Source organism: Pseudomonas sp. PSB18, from assembly GCF_014596565.1.
Classification (GTDB): domain Bacteria; phylum Pseudomonadota; class Gammaproteobacteria; order Pseudomonadales; family Pseudomonadaceae; genus Aquipseudomonas.
The window spans coordinates 86,403-104,528 of the sequence record NZ_NOIN01000011.1; the positions used below are offsets into that span (position 1 = coordinate 86,403).

General features: G+C 61.3%; 18 protein-coding genes. 8 read left to right on the forward strand and 10 right to left on the reverse strand.

Annotated features, from left to right (window positions below):
• Positions 1-22: 22 nt before the first annotated feature.
• Positions 23-262, reverse strand: coding sequence for a sulfurtransferase TusA family protein (locus tag CGA22_RS22620; RefSeq protein WP_024781284.1), 240 nt, complete (start codon positions 260-262; stop codon positions 23-25).
• A 98-nt stretch (positions 263-360) separates the two neighbouring features.
• On the opposite strand from CGA22_RS22620, the gene CGA22_RS22625 reads away from it, so the two are divergent.
• A complete protein-coding gene (locus CGA22_RS22625; protein WP_041020815.1) occupies positions 361-1,794 on the forward strand; it encodes a M48 family metalloprotease in 1,434 nt (477 codons plus the stop codon).
• Positions 1,795-2,004: 210 nt separating this feature from the next.
• On the opposite strand, the gene CGA22_RS22630 is transcribed toward CGA22_RS22625, so the two are convergent.
• The 4 genes from CGA22_RS22630 to rpoE form a co-directional block, all read right to left on the reverse strand.
• The gene (locus tag CGA22_RS22630; protein ID WP_188258711.1) at positions 2,005-3,435 is read right to left on the reverse strand and encodes a DegQ family serine endoprotease; all 1,431 of its coding nucleotides are present in this window, start codon (positions 3,433-3,435) and stop codon (positions 2,005-2,007) included.
• A 208-nt stretch (positions 3,436-3,643) separates the two neighbouring features.
• The gene (locus tag CGA22_RS22635) at positions 3,644-4,588 is read right to left on the reverse strand and encodes a MucB/RseB C-terminal domain-containing protein (protein ID WP_041020816.1); all 945 of its coding nucleotides are present in this window, start codon (positions 4,586-4,588) and stop codon (positions 3,644-3,646) included.
• 9 nt (positions 4,589-4,597) lie between these two features.
• Positions 4,598-5,185, reverse strand: coding sequence for a sigma-E factor negative regulatory protein (locus CGA22_RS22640; RefSeq protein ID WP_041020817.1), 588 nt, complete (start codon positions 5,183-5,185; stop codon positions 4,598-4,600).
• A gap of 31 nt (positions 5,186-5,216) precedes the next feature.
• Positions 5,217-5,798 carry an RNA polymerase sigma factor RpoE gene (gene rpoE, locus CGA22_RS22645; RefSeq protein WP_003172477.1) on the reverse strand — a complete coding sequence of 194 codons (582 nt, stop codon included), beginning with the start codon at positions 5,796-5,798 and terminating at the stop codon, positions 5,217-5,219.
• A 560-nt stretch (positions 5,799-6,358) separates the two neighbouring features.
• Here rpoE and nadB point away from each other — a divergent pair.
• Entirely contained in the window at positions 6,359-7,975 is a 1,617-nt protein-coding gene (nadB, locus tag CGA22_RS22650) for an L-aspartate oxidase (RefSeq protein ID WP_041020818.1), read from the forward strand.
• Here nadB and CGA22_RS22655 read toward each other — a convergent pair.
• Positions 7,944-8,396, reverse strand: coding sequence for a protein YgfX (locus CGA22_RS22655; RefSeq protein WP_041020819.1), 453 nt, complete (start codon positions 8,394-8,396; stop codon positions 7,944-7,946). The genes nadB and CGA22_RS22655 overlap by 32 nt on opposite strands.
• Positions 8,380-8,634 carry a succinate dehydrogenase assembly factor 2 gene (locus CGA22_RS22660; protein WP_003184348.1) on the reverse strand — a complete coding sequence of 85 codons (255 nt, stop codon included), beginning with the start codon at positions 8,632-8,634 and terminating at the stop codon, positions 8,380-8,382. The genes CGA22_RS22655 and CGA22_RS22660 overlap by 17 nt, the downstream gene beginning before the upstream one ends.
• A gap of 149 nt (positions 8,635-8,783) precedes the next feature.
• Between CGA22_RS22660 and CGA22_RS22665 the strand changes: the two genes are divergently transcribed.
• Positions 8,784-9,725 carry a YgfZ/GcvT domain-containing protein gene (locus tag CGA22_RS22665; RefSeq protein ID WP_041020820.1) on the forward strand — a complete coding sequence of 314 codons (942 nt, stop codon included), beginning with the start codon at positions 8,784-8,786 and terminating at the stop codon, positions 9,723-9,725.
• Positions 9,726-9,759: 34 nt separating this feature from the next.
• Positions 9,760-10,581, forward strand: a complete 822-nt coding sequence (locus tag CGA22_RS22670) for an HDOD domain-containing protein (RefSeq protein ID WP_041020821.1) — start codon at positions 9,760-9,762, stop codon at positions 10,579-10,581.
• 177 nt (positions 10,582-10,758) lie between these two features.
• Here CGA22_RS22670 and CGA22_RS22675 read toward each other — a convergent pair whose 3' ends face one another.
• Entirely contained in the window at positions 10,759-12,150 is a 1,392-nt protein-coding gene (locus CGA22_RS22675; protein WP_041020822.1) for a sensor histidine kinase, read from the reverse strand.
• Positions 12,143-12,814: a response regulator gene (locus tag CGA22_RS22680; RefSeq protein ID WP_041020823.1), complete on the reverse strand. Its 672-nt coding sequence runs from the start codon at positions 12,812-12,814 to the stop codon at positions 12,143-12,145. Before CGA22_RS22680 ends, CGA22_RS22675 begins: the two co-directional genes overlap by 8 nt.
• Positions 12,815-13,255: 441 nt before the next feature.
• Between CGA22_RS22680 and CGA22_RS22685 the strand changes: the two genes are divergently transcribed.
• From CGA22_RS22685 to CGA22_RS22700, 4 genes are read left to right on the forward strand one after another with little or no spacing between them, the layout of a single operon-like run.
• On the forward strand, positions 13,256-14,233 hold the full coding sequence (locus tag CGA22_RS22685; RefSeq protein ID WP_041020824.1) for a Bug family tripartite tricarboxylate transporter substrate binding protein: 978 nt from the start codon (positions 13,256-13,258) through the stop codon (positions 14,231-14,233).
• A gap of 55 nt (positions 14,234-14,288) precedes the next feature.
• Complete coding sequence (locus CGA22_RS22690) at positions 14,289-14,750, forward strand: tripartite tricarboxylate transporter TctB family protein (protein WP_041020825.1); 462 nt, start codon at positions 14,289-14,291, stop codon at positions 14,748-14,750.
• 1 nt (position 14,751) lies between these two features.
• Positions 14,752-16,266, forward strand: a complete 1,515-nt coding sequence (locus CGA22_RS22695) for a tripartite tricarboxylate transporter permease (protein ID WP_041020826.1) — start codon at positions 14,752-14,754, stop codon at positions 16,264-16,266.
• Positions 16,259-17,296 (forward strand): AbrB family transcriptional regulator, encoded by a 1,038-nt coding sequence (locus CGA22_RS22700; protein WP_041020827.1) that lies wholly within the window; start codon positions 16,259-16,261, stop codon positions 17,294-17,296. Before CGA22_RS22695 ends, CGA22_RS22700 begins: the two co-directional genes overlap by 8 nt.
• Positions 17,297-17,410: 114 nt before the next feature.
• Here the strand turns inward: CGA22_RS22700 and ung are convergent, their stop codons facing one another.
• The gene (gene ung, locus CGA22_RS22705; protein ID WP_162843645.1) at positions 17,411-18,106 is read right to left on the reverse strand and encodes a uracil-DNA glycosylase; all 696 of its coding nucleotides are present in this window, start codon (positions 18,104-18,106) and stop codon (positions 17,411-17,413) included.
• Between the last annotated feature and the right edge of the window lie 20 nt (positions 18,107-18,126).

The following is an 18,126-nucleotide window of genomic DNA, read 5'->3' on the forward strand; positions in this document are numbered from 1 at the left end:
CTTAAGCAACGCCATCGATTATTCAGGCTTTCTTCAGCCAATAACGGTAGACACCGTTATCGTCTTCTTCATGCAGCAGCGTATGACCGGCCAGCCGGGCGAAGGTGCGGAAATCACGCTGGGAGCCTGCGTCCGTGGCGATGACCTTGAGCACGGCGCCACTGGCCAGACGGTTGAGCTCCAGTTTGGCCTTGAGCAATGGCAACGGACAATTCAGGCCGCTGGCGTCCAGCTCGGCATCGTGGGCTACAGCATCGGTCATGGGTTCACTCCGCAGCAGGTCGTAGAGCCGCCTAGAATATCTGGTCCCGGGCCCGGTGTCCGGCTACAGTAGGGTCTTTGTCGACTAAGGCCCCGTGCATGACATTTCTGCGCCCCACCCTGCTGACGCTCGCTTGCCTGCTCGCCTCACCAGGCTTCGCCGACGACCTGCCGTCACTTGGCGATGCCAGTTCTGCCGTTGTCTCGCCGGAGCAGGAACACCAGTTGGGTCGTGCCTGGCTGGCCCTGCTGCGCAGTCAGGTCGAACAACTCAACGATCCACAGCTCAAGGACTACGTCGAGACCAGCGTGTACAAACTGGTGGAAACCAGCCAGGTCAACGACCGCCGTCTGGAATTCATTTTGATCAACAGCCCGCAGCTCAACGCCTTCGCCGCACCTGGCGGGATCGTCGGGGTCAACGGCGGCCTGTTTCTCAACGCCCAGACCGAAGGTGAATACGCCTCGGTGATGGCCCACGAACTGGCTCACCTGTCGCAACGCCACTTCGCCCGTGGCGTCGAAGCCCAACAGCGCATGCAGGTCCCGATGATGGCCGCGCTGCTGACCGGTATCGTGATCGCCGCCGCCGGCGGTGGTGATGCGGGGATCGCTGCCATTGCCGGGACCCAGGCGGCCGCTATCCAGGAACAACGGCGTTTCTCACGTCAGAATGAGCAGGAGGCCGACCGCATCGGCATCCAGAACCTGGAAAAGGCCGGCTATGATCCGCGCTCCATGCCGACCATGTTCGAGCGCCTGATGCGTCAGTACCGCTTCGACGCCAGGCCACCTGAATTCCTGCTGACTCACCCGGTCACCGAGTCCCGCATCGCCGACACCCGCAACCGTGCCGAACAGGCCAAGCCGGGCGGCACGGAAGACAGCATGCGCTATCAACTGATCCGCGCACGTGTCCAGCTGATCTATGAGGAAACCCCAGGCCTGGGTGCCAAGCGTTTCCGGGCACAACTGGATGAAAACCCCAAGAACGACGTGGCCCGCTATGGCCTGGCGATTGCGCAGATCAAGGGCGGCCAGTTGAACGAAGCCCGGGAGAACCTCGCGCCACTGCTGGCCAAGTCACCCAACGAAATCATCTACAACTTGGCCCAGGTCGATCTGGACATCACCAGCAACAAGCTGGCCGACGCTCAATCCCGCGTTGACCGGATGCTGACCCAATACCCAGGCAACTACCCACTCAATCAGGTGCGTGTCGACCTGCTGCTCAAGCAGAACCGTCCCGCCGACGCCGAGAAAGCCCTGGAAACCCTGCTCAAGACCCGCCCGGACGATCCGGATGTCTGGTACATGGTGGCCGAGACGCGTGGGCTGTCGGGCAACATCATCGGCTTGCACCAGGCCCGCGCCGAGTACTTCGCCCTGGTGGGTGACTACCGCCAGGCCATCCAGCAACTGGACTTCGCCAAACGGCGCGCCGGCACCAACTTCCCGCTGTCGTCACGTATCGATGCCCGGCAACGGGAACTCATGGAGCAGGAGCGCATGGTCAAGGACATGATGGGCTGAGAAGACAATATTCTCGGTCAGGCTCTGCCCTTGTGGGAGCGAGCCTGCTCGCGAAAACGGTGGGTCAGCTTGCAATGATGTTGGATGTGCTACCCCCTTCGCGAGCAAGCCCGCTCCCACATCAGCCATGTGTCCGCCAATGTATGCCCATTCTCCGGGCACAAAAAAACCGCCTCTCTCGAGGCGGTTTTTCATTGAGCCGCTAACCGATCATTCGGCCAGCTTGAAGGTGATGAAGCTCGCACGCCCCTGGCGCAGAACCCGCATCGAGACCGAACGATTCTTCGGCAGGGCCTTGGCGATTTCGGTGAACTCCTTGGTGGAGCCGATCGCCTGGTTGTTCAGGTGCGTGATAATGTCGCCGGGTTGCAGGCCGATGAGGGCAGCAGGACCATCCTGCACTTCCTTGATCACCACCCCACCCTGCAGGTCCAGGGCTTTCTTCTGCTCGGCCGTCAGCTCGACCACCGCCACACCCAGGCGATTGCTGCTGCGCTCGACACCGGACTTGGGTTGCGACTCCAACTCCGCGCCCTCTTCAGGAATAGCACCGACCGTCAGTTCGACGTTCTTGCGCTTGCCTTCGCGAATCACTTCCAGGTTGGCCTTGGCACCGGCCTTGAGCGCGCCCACCAGGTGTGGCAGGTCCGCGGACATGATGATCGGCTGGTCATTGAGCTTCAGGATCACATCGCCGACCTGCAGGCCACCCTTGGCGGCCGGACCACCTTCCTGGATCTGCGCCACCAGCGCACCGGCTGGCTTCTCCAGCCCGAACGACTCGGCCAGGTCCTTGTTCACTTCCTGGATGACCACGCCCAACCAGCCGCGACTGACCTTGCCACCACTTTTCAACTGGTTGGACACGTCCATGGCCACATCGATCGGAATCGCGAAAGACACGCCCATGAAACCGCCCGAGCGGGTGTAGATCTGGGAGTTGATGCCCACCACTTCACCGGCCAGGTTGAACAACGGGCCTCCGGAGTTACCCGGATTGATCGGCACGTCGGTCTGGATGAACGGAACGTAGTTTTCGTTCGGCAGGCTGCGACCGATCGCACTGACGATGCCCTGGGTCACGGTGTGGTCGAAGCCGAACGGCGAGCCAATGGCCACGACCCACTGACCGGCTTTCAGGTCCTGAGATTTGCCGAGTTTGAGGACCGGCAGGTCCTTGCCTTCGATTTTCAGCAGCGCCACGTCGGAACGCGGGTCGGTACCGATCAACTTGGCCTTGAGTTCACTGCGATCGGCCAGGCGCACCAGGATTTCGTCGGCATCGGCGATCACATGGTTATTGGTCAGGATGTAGCCGTCTGGCGAGATAATGAAACCCGAACCCAGGGACTGCGCTTCACGCTGACGACCACCGCCAGGCGAACGGGGTTGCTGTGGCATCCCACGCTCCAGGAACTCGCGCAACATCGGAGGCAACCCTTCGAGATCCGGCATCTGTTGGTCCGAGACGCGGCGATCCGGCAGCTTCTGGGTGGTACTGATGTTCACCACCGCAGGCGAGGCGTTTTCGACCAATTGAGTGAAGTCAGGCAAGCTGTCCGCCACGGCGGGAACGGCCTGGCCGAGCACCAGCACGGTGGCAAGAATGGAAAAATAGGTTTTCAAGCTTGGTATCGACATACGGCTCCCGTTACGACGAGCAGGGTTAAGCGATATGGAACTAGGAATACCGGTAGGAAGACACGCCGGTCTCATCGTTCCGGAAAAACAGGCAAGGCCAGAGCCGAGCGGCTCTGACCTAATAGAAAAAAAACTGAAATTTTGCAAATGAAAATGCTGACAGGAAGTTTCGGCATTTCGATCAAGACCGAGCCACCGCGCCAGCACGTCACTGAATCGCCGTGGCATCGGAACGCATCGAAAGTGCGATCCGTTCCGCCGTCCCAATAGGAATCTCCCCGACCACAGTCACCATCATTTCGCCCTGGGGCGTCGTGAGACGTCGTGAGACAGCCGCCGTCGGGCCAAGCTGGGTACGCGTGTCGGTGACGTTCGCGCCGTTCAGTGGCTCCAGGAACACCGAGAAACGGGCCAGGCCATCGTCGTACATCAGGCTGCTGACCTGAACGTTGGTTTCCGGGTCCTTGCGCACGGCGCTGTTGGTGAGCTCGAAGCCGGGGGGAAGCCAATCCGAATGCCAGGTGGCCTTCGCCACAGCAGCCTTACCGGCGTCCTGGACGACTGCCTTGCACTCGGCACTGGCTTGCAGGTCGCTGTCCGCCGGCTCCGCGGTGTTCAGGCGCGTGAACTGGAAGCGCTCAAGCAACTGCCCCTTGTCGTTAAGCAACAGGGACTTGAGCGGCAAGCCGGTCTCCTTGTCCAGATGCAGCTCAAAGCCGTAGCGATGCTGGTCTTTGGGTGTCAGAGCAACGATGACAGCCGGTCGCCCGGCCACACGGGACTTGCCGATGATGGCAAGGTCGTACCAATTCTTGAGTTTTTGCGGATCGAGCGCACGAGCAGTGCCATCGGTGTTCCCAAGCCCTGGGATCAGGGAGCCACTAACGCATTGAGTATGTCCATCAATGCGCAGGACCTCCTGTGCCGAGCCGTCCTGTTGGAGCAACCGCTCGCGAACCTTTCCATCCTGGACACGATGCCAGATGTTATGGGTAGAAAAACTACCGTTGCGCTCGTAAACGAAGGTGCCTTGGAAGCTTTGCTGTTGCTCGGCCTGACCCAAACGATTCAGCCAGTCCTGAGCCTCATCGGCGTACGCTGGGACAGCACACCAGCCACCCAGCAGCAGCGTGAATAGAGGTATCGCGCGCAAGGGTTATCCTTAACGGTTTTCCAGACTGGCGGCACGGGCGTAAGGCAATGCGCTTTCAGTTCCCTTCAGGGCAGCCTGTTGGGCATGCTGACGCAGGTAGTTGGGCAGACGCTGGTCATGCCAGCCTGGCTGACCTTGCAGAACACCGTTGACCATGGGGCCAGCAGCTTCCGAGCTTTCGCTGTAACCGGCCAGTACCGCCGGGCCTTTGACCTGTGGAGCGACCAGACCTGGCTGGTTGGACTGCTGCGCCATCTGTACACCAGCGATTTCATCCTGGTTATACAGACGTACACCGGCCAGAACGGCGACGGTCACCGAAGCGGCCACTGCCAGACGACCCAGGTTGCGCCATGGGCTACGGGAAACCTTTGCCGGTACGGCTTCGTCAGCCAATGCAGCAGAAACGGCCGCAGCGATGTCCAGGCGCGGAAGCAGCAGGTCCTTGTGCATCACAGCCCGGGCGATCTGGTAACGAGCCCAGGTCTCACGGGTTTCAACATCGTCAAAGGCATTCAATACCCGACGTAATTCCAGTTCGTCCGCTTCGTTATCCATCACTGCGGACAGCGATTCCTGCAGGGCTTCACGACTCATGGCGTTCCTCTCTTGGCTGTCGCCGCTGTCTTTAGTTTTCCTGCAACAACGGTTGCAGGGCTTTATCGATGGCCTCCCGGGCGCGGAAGATCCGGGAGCGCACGGTGCCTACCGGACATTGCATGACGCTCGCAATGTCCTCGTAACTCAGACCGTCGAATTCACGTAAAGTTAACGCCGTACGTAAATCTTCAGGCAGTTGCTGGATGGTCCGATGGACGGTGCCTTCGATCTCATCCCGCAGCAACGCTCGCTCCGGGGATTCGAGATCCTTGAGGCCATGATCGCCGTCGTAGAACTCTGCATCTTCGGAACTTACATCGCTATCCGGCGGCCGGCGGCCGCGTGAAACCAGATAGTTTTTCGCCGTGTTAATGGCGATGCGGTAAAGCCACGTATAAAACGCGCTGTCCCCGCGAAAATTACCAAGTGCGCGATAGGCCTTGATGAAGGCTTCTTGAGCAACATCCTGGGCTTCATGGGTGTCGTGCACAAACCGCACGATCAACCCGAGAATTTTGTGCTGGTATTTCAGCACCAACAGATCGAAAGCTCGCTTGTCGCCGCGCTGAACACGTTCGACCAGCTGCTGATCCTCTTCCTGGGTTAGCATGAACACTCCTCGATAAGCTCGAAGGAGGCTTGCATGACTAATTGACCGGACTTGCAAACATAGACTCGGGCTTTTCGCAAAAGTTCTCCCCCTTTCAAGCAAGTTTCCGGCGTGCTCTGATCCCGGCACGCACGAAAAACGCAGCACGAGATTCCCCGGCTGCGCGAATAATCTGTCACCGGGCCTGCCGGCAAGGACTCTCAATCGAGGTCTTGCACCAACCCGACGCTGTTCCCTTTTGCAGACAACCGTCTATTGAACGTAAGCGATCAGCAAAAGTTCCCGCCATTTACAGTCATTCAAAGCAGACATTGCCCAACCGTGAGGAGATCAGCCGCGTTTATCCTCGAAAAGACGGTCTTGTCACCCATCGGCGAAAAAACCGATCCGACGAAGCGCGTCGCCTTTCTGTCACGTTGGTTTCACATTGCCATGAATGCCCGGCTATTGTGCCGTTCCACCCCTCTATATACTAGTGGGCTGCGTGGCTGCCTGACGCCGCTGAAGCGGATGCCTTGCGCCAACCCCGACCCGGGTCGCCTTGAGCGGAAACCTATCGAATGAGCCAACAGTTCCAACATGATGTTCTGGTAATCGGCAGCGGTGCCGCCGGATTGAGCCTTGCACTGACATTGCCGGAGCACTTGCGTATCGCAGTACTGAGCAAAGGCGACCTGGCCAACGGCTCGACGTTCTGGGCACAGGGCGGAGTCGCAGCTGTGCTGGATGATACCGACACCATCGAGTCCCATGTCGACGACACCCTCAATGCCGGTGGCGGCCTGTGCAATCCTGAAGCAGTGCGCTTCACCGTCGAGCATAGCCGCGAAGCCATCCAATGGCTGATCGACCAGGGTGTGCCCTTTACCCGCGACGAGCAGTCCGGCACAGAAGACGGTGGGTTCGAATTCCACCTGACCCGTGAGGGCGGCCACAGTCATCGGCGCATCATCCATGCGGCCGATGCCACCGGTGCGGCGATTTTCAAGACGCTGCTGGCCCAGGCACAGCGGCGACCGAATATCGAGTTGCTGGAGCAGCGAGTCGCCGTCGATCTGATCACCGAAAAACGCCTGGGCCTGGCCGGCGATCGCTGCCTCGGTGCCTACGTGCTCAACCGTGGCACCGGCGAAGTCGACACCTACGGCGCACGCTTCGTGATCCTGGCGTCCGGTGGCGCAGCCAAAGTCTATCTGTACACCAGCAACCCCGACGGCGCGTGCGGCGACGGCATTGCCATGGCGTGGCGCTCGGGCTGCCGGGTCGCGAACCTGGAATTCAATCAGTTCCACCCCACCTGCCTCTATCACCCGCTGGCAAAGAGCTTCCTGGTTACCGAGGCCCTGCGTGGCGAAGGCGCGCACTTGAAGCTGCCCAACGGCGAGCGCTTCATGCAGCGCTTCGACTCGCGCGCCGAGCTGGCACCGCGGGACATCGTCGCCCGGGCCATCGACCATGAAATGAAGCGCCTGGGTATCGACTGCGTTTACCTGGATATCAGCCATAAGCCCGAGGCGTTCATCAAAAGCCATTTCCCGACGGTGTACGAGCGCTGTCTGGAATTTTCCATCGACATCACCAAACAGCCGATCCCGGTGGTGCCGGCCGCGCATTACACCTGCGGCGGCGTGATGGTCGACCAGCAGGGCCGCACCGACGTACCGGGCCTGTACGCCATAGGCGAAACCAGCTTCACGGGCCTTCATGGTGCCAACCGCATGGCCAGCAATTCGCTGCTGGAGTGCTTTGTCTATGCCCGTTCGGCTGCGGCGGACATCCTCGAACAACTACCGCAGATTGCCATTCCGGCCGCCCTGCCCGCGTGGGACGCCAGCCAGGTGACCGATTCGGACGAAGACGTGATCATTGCCCACAACTGGGATGAACTGCGGCGGTTCATGTGGGACTACGTGGGTATCGTGCGTACCAACAAGCGCCTGCAACGGGCCCAGCATCGGGTACGTTTGCTGTTGGACGAGATCGATGAGTTCTACAGCAATTACAAAGTCAGCCGTGACCTGATCGAACTGCGTAACCTGGCCCAGGTGGCCGAGCTGATGATTCGCTCGGCCATGGAACGCAAGGAAAGCCGAGGGCTGCATTACACCCTCGATTATCCGAACCTGTTGCCCGAAGCACTGGACACTATCCTGGTGCCGCCCACCTACGCCGACTGAACCTGAGCCGCACCCGCAGGCGCCGATGGACATCTGGCGCCAGCGCGTCGCGGGGCACGCACAGCGAGCGGATCCGCCGCTCACCCTTCAGGCGAAAGCGCAGTATCACGATCAATGGCAGTGCCAGGCTGTCGGGGCACAACTGCACCGCCTGCCAGCCATTGGCCTCGTTCCAGAGCTGCCAGCCATCAACGTCCCGACGCAACCCGCGGAATGCCTGGCGATGAGTCAACAACACGTGCCGCGGTATCGTCCAGGCACCGTGGGCCAGGCACAACCCAACGCCAAGCACTGTAAACCCTGGCGGGACAGACATCAGGAGCAACGAGGCCAGCGCGAACAGCTGAGCCAGGAGGTAGGCCGCCAGCAGTTGCCCGGAGGCCTGCCAGCGGCATTCGAAGCGATTACTTCGGCTGGACACGGTCCAGGATCATCCGGACCATGCGCTGCAGTTCCGGATCTTCGGATTCGCTGCGTTCCATGAACCAGCCGAACATGTCCTGGTCTTCACATTCGAGCAGGCGGACATAGCAGGCACGGTCCACTTCATTAAGGTGGGGGTAGACCTCTTTCACGAATGGCACCAGCAATACATCAAGCTCAAGCATGCCGCGACGGCTGTGCCAGTAGAGGCGATTCAGTTCTACATCTTCGACCATGGAGCGCTCCTCAAATAGAGCGCAAGTATACAGGCACCACCGCGGTGAAACAGACAGCTTTGGTCGGTCGCCACCGATCCTTTGTGAACTACCCATTTCAAGGGCGCGCCCTTATGATGTCCCCCAGACTTTTTACCCTGCGATGACTCATGGCTGATTCCGCTTTTTTCTGCACCCTGTCCCACGAAGGCGTCCTTGCGGTCCGCGGCGTGGACGCCGGCAAATTCCTGCAGGGCCAATTGACCTGCAATCTCAACTACCTGAGCGACAGCCGGGCCAGCCTCGGCGCCCGTTGCACCCAGAAGGGCCGGATGCAATCGAGCTTTCGGATCCTGCTCGAAGGCGATGGTGTGTTGATGGCAATGGCCTCCGAATTGCTCGAGCCGCAATTGGCGGACCTGAAGAAATACGCAGTATTTTCCAAGTCCAAGCTCACCGACGAAAGCGCTGCCTGGGTTCGCTTCGGCCTGGAGAACGCCGACACGGCGCTGACTCAACTGGGCTTGGCGCTGCCGGGCGACATCGACAGCGTGGCGCGCCACGAGTCCTTGATCGCCATCCGTGTGTCCCCCGGTCGAGTCGAGCTGTGGGCGCCAGCCGAACAGACCGACGCGCTGAAAACCCGTCTGAACGCAACCTTGGCCGAGACGGACCTGAACCCGTGGCTGCTGGGCCAGATCCGCGCAGGCATCGGCCAGGTCATGCCTGCCACCCGCGAGCTGTTCATCCCACAGATGCTCAACCTGCAGGCCGTCGGCGGCGTAAGTTTCAAGAAAGGCTGCTACACCGGCCAGGAAATCGTCGCCCGCATGCAGTACCTGGGCAAGCTCAAGCGACGCCTGTATCGCCTGCAACTGGACGCCGGCGAACTGCCGGAACCCGGCACGGCATTGTTCTCTCCCGCTCACGGCAGCGCCATCGGCGAGGTGGTGATCGCGGCGCAAGCCGAACGAAACATTGAACTGCTGGCGGTGCTGCAGGCCGAAACAGCAGAAGAGGGCAATGTGCATCTCGGTGACCTGGAAGGCCCGATACTGAAACTGTTGGACCTGCCTTACGAACTGGACCGCGACCGCGAAATCCAGCGTTGATCGCAGCATTTGTCGCAATACCTAGAGAATCGAAATGAGCGATTTGGCGGATAAGGTCCAACGGGACTTGGTAGAGGCCATCGATAACGATGACCTGGTTCTGCCGACATTGCCGGAAGTGGCCCTGCAGATTCGCCGTGCCGCCGAAGACCCGGAAATCAGTGTCAGTGACCTGAGCAAGGTGATCGGCCGCGACACGGCGCTTTCGGCACGCCTGATAAAAGTGGTCAACAGCCCATTGCTGCGCGCCACCCAGGAAGTCACCGACCTGCACACGGCCATTACCCGGCTGGGCGTCAATTACAGCAGCAACCTGGCCATCGGTCTGGTCATGGAGCAGATCTTCCATGCCCGCTCCGAAGTGGTGGAACAGAAGATGCGCGATGTCTGGCGTAGAAGCCTGGAGATCGCCGGCGTCAGCTATGCGTTGTGCCGGACTTATACACAGCTCAAGCCCGATCAGGCCGCACTGGGAGGGTTGGTGCACCAGATCGGCGTACTGCCGATCCTGACCTACGCCGAAGACCATAATGAGCTGCTGTCAGACCCGGTCAGCCTCAACCATGTCATCGAAACGATCCACCCTGTGCTGGGGGACAAGTTGCTCAGCGTCTGGGAGTTTCCGGAGAGACTGGTGAAACTGCCGGGCCTTTACCTGGATTTCTCCCGGGAGTCCCGACAACTCGACTATGTCGACCTGGTGCAGGTCGCCGCGCTGTACTGCTACAAGGACACTGATCATCCCTTCGGCAGAGTCGACGCGTTCAAGGTGCCGTCATTCCAGAAGCTGGGCATCGACCCGAGCGATAAGGAACGATGTGCGCATCTCGAAGAAGCGCGGTCGATGTTTTACTAGACCAGGCTGCTCACCTGTGGCGAGGGGATTTAGCGAAACTTCGCACCGCCCCGTTGGGGCGCGAAGCGGCCCTCCGCGTTCTGTCTGATACAACGCAGGGGGCCGCTTCGCAGCCCAGCGGGGATAAATCCCCTCGCCACAGATAATCCCCTCGCCACAACCGGGTTCGCTTCAGGATCAGTCTGAGCCTGGGATAAAACTCACCCGCACCTTCAACCCACCCTCCAGCCCGTCATGCAGGCTGATCTGGGCCAGGTGGGCGCGGCAGATTTCTCCGACGATGGCCAAACCCAGGCCAGAGCCGGCGACTTGCTGGTTGCGCCGGTAGAAACGTTCGAAGACACGGTCGCGCTCGTGCAATGGAATGCCGGGGCCGTCGTCCTCGACCTCCAGCACCGCCGGCGCGGCGACCCGCAGAATCACGTTGCCGCCCGAGGGCGTATGGGCCAGGGCATTGTCCACCAGATTGCTCAACAGCTCGTTCAGCAAGGTGGGTTCACCTCGCAGCCACACAGGCTCGTCGGCCTCCAGGGCCAATGCCACGCCCCGCGCATGAGCCAGCGGCGCCATGGCCATGCCCAACTCACGGGCCAACTGGCTGAGATCCAGCAACTGCGCGCCTCCTTCGGCAATGGCCCGCGCACCGTTCTCCACCCGTGCCATGGACAGCAGCTGGTTGGCCAGATGCGTCAGCCGGTCAGTGCCCTGGGCCGCGGTTTCCAGGGTTTCCCGCCAGGTTGCCGGCTCATTGGCGCGCAACCCCAGTTCAAGCCGCGCCTTGAGCGCAGCCAGGGGCGTGCGCAGTTCATGGGCGGCGTCGGCGATGAATTGCGCTTGGCGCTCGAACTGCCCACGCAAACGCTCGGTAAAGTGGTTGAGGGCCCGCACCAGAGGCCATAACTCGTGCTGCACCTCCACCAGTGGCAACGGCCGTAGATCGTCCGACTGGCGTTCTTCCACCGCCGTACGCAAGCGCTCCAGCGGACGCAACGCCGCGCTGACCGCGAACCACACCAACAACAGGGCGCCCACGGCCAGCATGCCCAGGCGCAACAGCGTGTCAGCCATCAGGCCGCGGGCCATGCTGACGCGGGCCTCCTCGGTTTCCGCCACACGGATTTCCGCCATGCCGTTCATGTTCGGCTCGCTCACGGCCTTGAGCAGGCTCACCACCCGCACATCCTGGCCCTGATAGCGGGCGTTGTAGAAGCGCGCCAGGGCCGGGTAATCGTCCGTGCGCGGTGTGCCGGGTGGCGGGCCGGGGAGGTTCTCGTAGCCGGAGATCAGTTTCTTGTTGATGTCGTTGACCTGGTAATAGATGCGACCGGCACTGTCGTAGGCGAAGGTATCCAGGGCCACGTAGGGCACATCCGCGCTGAGGCTGCCGTCGCGTTGCGACAGACCGGCGGCGATGGTCCGGGCCGAGGCCAGCAACGTCCGGTCATAGGCAGTGTCCGCGGCCTCGCGACCGTTCCAATAGGCACTCAGGCCGCTGGCCAGCATCAATACCACCAGCAGCAACGCCAGGTTGCGCAGCAGTCGCCAGCGCAGGCTGTCGGGTTTATGCATCGCGGGTTTCCAGCAGATAACCCAAACCCCTGAATGTCACGATCGCCACGGCATGCCCATCGAGTTTCTTGCGCAGGCGGTGAACGTAGATTTCAATCGCATCGGGGCTGGCTTCCTCGTCCAGGCCGAACACCTGGGCGGCGAGTTGCTCCTTGCTCATCACCCGCCCCGGCCGCGCGATCAACGCCTCCAACACGGCTTGCTCGCGGGACGTCAGGGTCAATAGTTCGTCGTCGAGGGTAAAGCGCCGGGTGTCCAGGTCGTAGATCAGTCCGCCACAACGTTGCTGGCGCTCGCCGCCCAGTACGCTGCGCCGCAACAGTGCCTTGACCCGGGCCTCAAGCTCAGTGAGCTCGAAGGGCTTGGCCAGGTAATCGTCGGCGCCGAGGTTGAGACCATGCACCCGGTCCTTGACGTCACTGCGAGCCGTCAGCATCAACACCGGCAAGGTCTTGCCCCGGGCCCGCAGGCGCGCCAGCACTTCAAAGCCGTCCATGCGCGGCAGCCCGACATCGAGTACTGCCACGGCGTATTCCTCACTGCTCAGCGCCAGGTCGGCGGCCACCCCGTCGTGCAACACATCCACCGTCAAACCGGTGCTCTTGAGCGCTTGGGCAACGCTTTCGGCGAGCTGCAAATGGTCTTCGACGAGCAGAACACGCATGTTTTTTCCTCGATTCAGGAACGGTCGGCGCCATTCAATGGCGCGGAGTTTACAGCCGCATCCGCTGCTGTGAAGCCTAAAAACATCCTGAAAGCTTTTGAAAGGTTAGCGAAAGGTTGAGCCATTAGAGTCCTCTCACGGACAGTTTCGACTGCCGATCGCCAAACACAATCGCGAACGAGAAACGCCCCGATGCGTTTTCACATAAGAACAATAAAGCGGAGTATCCCCATGCTGTCCATGCAGCCCCAGGCGCCGATGCCTGCTCGCTTTTCCCGCCCCAACCCGCCCCCTCGTGGCCAGTGCCGCCAGCGAATGCCCGGACGTATACCGGTGGCTCAGCTATAGATTCATGTTCCTGCGATGGACCTGTTGCCCGATCCAAAGGGTTCGGCAGCACAACGACTGCAACACACAATAACAACTCCCGTGGAGACGAGAATGAACCTATCAATGCGTAAAGTAGCCCTGGCCGTCGGATGCCTCATGTTCACCGGACAGTTGCTCGCCGAACCGAAACGCCCGGAGTGCATCGCTCCCGCAGCGCCCGGCGGTGGTTTTGACCTGACCTGCAAGCTGGCGCAAAGCGCGCTGGTGAACCAGAAGCTGTTGACCAAGCCGATGCGTGTCACCTACATGCCTGGCGGTGTCGGCGCGGTGGCCTACAACGCCGTGGTCGCGCAACGTCCGGCGGACGCCGGCACGTTGGTGGCCTGGTCCAGTGGCTCATTGCTGAACCTGGCACAAGGCAAGTTCGGTCGTTTCGACGAAACCAACGTGCGCTGGCTGGCAGCCGTGGGCACCAGCTACGGCGCCATCGCAGTAAAAAGCGATTCGCCCTACAAGAACCTCGACGATCTGGTACAGGCCCTGAAGAAAGATCCTGGATCCGTCGTCATCGGTTCCGGCGGTACCGTCGGCAGCCAGGACTGGATGCAAACCGCACTGATCGCCAAGGCTGCAGGTATCGATCCACGCAAATTGCGCTACGTGGCGCTCGAAGGCGGCGGAGAGATTGCCACTGCCCTGCTGGGCGGTCACATCCAGGTGGGCAGCACCGACATTTCCGACTCCATGCCCCACATCCTGAGCGGTGACATGCGCCTGCTGGCGGTGTTCGCCGAGAAACGCCTGGACGAGCCGGAAATGAAGGACATCCCCACCGCTCGCGAGCAAGGCTACGACATCCTGTGGCCGGTGGTGCGCGGCTTCTACCTGGGGCCGAAGGTGAGTGACGAAGACTACGCCTGGTGGAAAGACGCGTTCGACAAGCTGCTGGCTTCCGAAGAGTTCGCCAAGCTGCGTGACCAGCGCGAACTGTTCCCGTTCGCCATGACTGGCCCGGAACTGGACACCTACGTGAAGAAGCAAGTGGCCGATTACAAGGTGCTGGCCAAAGAGTTCGGCCTGATCCAGTAACCGTCTCTGTTCTCGCGGTGGCGTCGGTTTCCCCGGCGCTGCCCAGGAGTTAGTCATGCTCACCCTCCAACGTATTTTTGCCGCGGTGCTGTTGCTGGTCTGTATTGGCCTCGCGCTGATGGCTTGGCCGTACCAGGCCGCTTTTTCCTACGAACCCGTGGGCCCACGTGCCTTTCCCTTGCTGATGCTGGGACTGATGGGCCTGGCACTGCTGTACATGGTGTTCCGCCCTGTTCCCATCGTGCACAGCGAAGACGAACCGCAACTGGACCGTGAAACCCTGCAAAAGATCGGCATCTGCGTGGTGCTGTTACTGGTATTCGCCGGAACCTTCGAGCCCTTGGGCTTCATCCTCTCCAGCATCCTGATCGGGGTACCGATGGCTCGCCTGTATGGCGGCCGCTGGGTGCCGAGCGTGGTGATCATCTGCCTGATGGCCATCGGTCTTTATCTGTTGTTCGACAAGCTGATGGACGTGCCGCTGCCCTTGGGCCTGCTCGACGTCCTGGAGAATTGATATGGATACCCTGAATTATCTCGGCCAGGGTTTCGGTGTCGCGCTGACGCCTTATAACCTCGTCACGGCGCTGACCGGCACGCTGATCGGCACTGTGGTCGGCCTGCTGCCCGGCCTGGGTCCGATCAACGGCGTGGCCCTGCTGATCCCGATTGCGTTTGCCCTGGGCCTGCCGCCGGAATCGGCGCTGATCCTGCTGGCAGCGGTGTACCTGGGTTGCGAATACGGCGGGCGCATCAGCTCGATCCTGCTCAACATCCCGGGGGAAGCCTCCACCGTGATGACCACCCTAGACGGCTACCCGATGGCCCGCCAGGGCCTGGCTGGGGTAGCGTTGTCGCTGTCGGCGTGGAGCTCGTTCATCGGCGCGTTCATTGCCACCTGCGGCATGGTGCTGTTCGCCCCGCTGTTGGCCAAATGGGCAATTGCCTTCGGACCGGCGGAATATTTCGTCCTGATGGTATTCGCCATCGTCTGCCTCGGCGGCATGGCCGGCGACCGCCCGCTCAAGACGTTTATCGCGGCGTTGATCGGTCTGTTCCTGTCTTCTGTCGGGATCGATGCCAACAGCGGCGTGTACCGCTTCACCGGTGACAGCGTCCACCTGGCCGACGGCATCCAGTTCGTCGTGCTGGTACTGGGTCTGTTCTCCGTCAGCGAAATCCTGTTGATGCTGGAAAAAACCCATCGCGGCCAGGAAGCGGTGCAAGCCACCGGACGGATGATGTTCAACTTCAAGGAAGCCGCCTCGGTGTTCGTCGTGAACCTGCGTTGCGGCGTGCTTGGTTTCATCATGGGTGTACTGCCGGGTGCTGGCGCAACCCTGGCCAGTGCCGTGGCCTACATGACCGAGAAGCGCATCGCCGGCGCCAGCGGTACCTTCGGCCAGGGCGACAAGCGTGGCCTCGCCGCGCCGGAAACCGCCATCGGTGGTGCTGCCTGCGGCGCATTGGTACCGATGCTGACCCTCGGCGTTCCCGGTTCGGGCACCACGGCGGTGATGATCGGCGCGCTGTCGCTGTACAACATCACCCCCGGTCCACTGTTGTTCCAACAGCAACCGGACATCGTCTGGGGCCTGATCGCGTCGTTGTTCGTGGCCAACATCATGCTGGTGATCCTCAACATTCCGATGATCCGCGTGTTCACCCGTATCCTGGCAGTACCGAACTGGGCACTGGTGCCAGTCATCGCCATCATTACCGGCATCGGTGTCTACGCGGTGCACGCCACCACGTTCGACCTGTTCCTGATGACCGGCATCGGCATCTTTGGGTACATCCTGCGCAAGCTGGACTTCCCGCTGTCGCCAGTGCTGCTGGGTTTCATCCTCGGCGGTCTGATGGAGCAGAACCTGCGGCGTGCGCTGTCGATTTCCAACGGTGCGCTGGAGATCCTCTGGTCAAGCCCGATCACCTTTGGCTGCTGGATCCTGACGGCGATCATGCTGGTCATGCCACTGCTGCGGATCTGGCGTCGCCGCGCCGCCCAACGACGTGCCGTGGCCGATGTCTGAAACAACCTTCAGACAATGGTGGGGAACACCGCTGGTCGGTCTGACCGGCGGTTATCTGGCCAGCCTGATCGGCTGGCCTTTGCCCTGGATGGTCGGCTCGTTGCTGGCGATCATCCTGGTGCGCTGCCTGACGCCATGGCAACTGCAGGAAATCCCCGGCGGCCGTAAATGCGGCCAATGGATCGTGGGCATCGGTATTGGCCTGCACTTCACCCCACTGGTGATGGAGCAGGTCCTGGGCCACTTCGGCCTGATCTTTTTCGGCGCGCTGATCACCAGCGTGTCCAGCGTGGTGAGTGTGTGGCTGATGCGCCGCACCGGCGAAGACCGCGCCACCGCTTTCTTCTCCAGCATGCCGGGCGGTTCCGGCGAAATGGTCAACCTTGGTTCGCGCAATGGTGCGGACCTCAGCCGCGTCGCCGCGGGACAGAGCTTGCGGGTCCTGGTGGTGGTGCTGTGCGTGCCCGCAGCCTTCAAATACCTGTTGGGCGAAGGCGCTCCGGTGCAGCACGCCACCACCGTGGATTGGTTGTGGCTGGTGCTGTTGTTCCCGGCGGGCGCCCTGCTCGCCTGGGTCTGGGAACGCCTGCGCCAACCCAACCCGTGGCTGTTCGGGCCGCTGTTGGTAAGTGCGGCGGTCAGTATCGGTTGGGACCTGCACATCGGCTTGCCCCATGGCGGCAGCCAGATTGGCCAGTGGCTGATCGGCAGCGGCCTGGGTTGTCATTTCAACCGGCAATTCTTTCGCCGGGCGCCCTCGTTCATGGGGCGCACCTTGATCGGCACGGTGTTGACGATGCTGATCGCCACCCTCGCGGCCTTGGGCCTGAGCATGCTGACCCGTCTGGACCTGCGTTCACTGACCCTCGGCATGATGCCCGGTGGCATCGCGGAAATGAGCCTGACAGCGGAGACGCTGCAATTGTCGGTACCGCTGGTGACGGCATTGCAGGTGATGCGACTGTTGTTCGTGTTGTTTCTGGCGGAGCCGTTGTTCAGGTATTGGATGCGACGACCGGGTTCCGTCTGATCGTCCGTGGCGCTTTCATCGCGAGCAGGCTCGCCCCCACATGGATCCGTGCCAGCACCGCGGATCCTCTGTGGGAGCGAGCCTGCTCGCGATGAGGCCCGCATTGCCGAACACTTAAACCGGCGGCAACCGCCAGTCGATCGGCGCCTCGCCGTGTTGTTCCAGAAACTTGTTGGTCCGGCTGAAATGCCCGCATCCCAGGAAGCCCCGATAAGCCGACAGCGGCGATGGGTGGACCGAGGTCAGTACCAGGTGCTTGGTGGCGTCGATCAGCTTCTGCTTGCTCTGGGCATGGGCGCCCCATAGCAGGAACACCAGATGCGGCTGATGGGCGCTGACCACTTCGATGACCCGGTCGGTAAAATGCTGCCAGCCCTTGCCCGCATGGGCGTTGGCATTGGCGCGCTCCACGGTCATGGTGGTATTGAGCAGCAACACGCCTTGGTCGGCCCAGCTTTGCAGATAACCGTGGTTGGGGATGTCGATGTTCAGGTCGCGCTTCAATTCCTTGAAGATATTCACCAGCGACGGCGGCGCCGGGACGCCCGGCTGCACCGAAAAGCATAGGCCATGGGCCTGGCCCGGCCCATGATAGGGGTCTTGCCCGAGGATCACGACCTTGACCTTGTCCAACGGTGTGGAATTGAGGGCATTGAAAATCAACGAGGCCGGTGGATAGATCTCCTTGCCAGCGGCGTACTCCTGTCGCAGGAATTCGCGCAACTCTGCCATGTAGGGCTGGTCGAACTCGGCACGCAGCGCCTGCTTCCAGCTCGGTTCGAGTTTGATACGGTCGTCAGCAGTCATGATTGCACCCGGTAAAAACAATG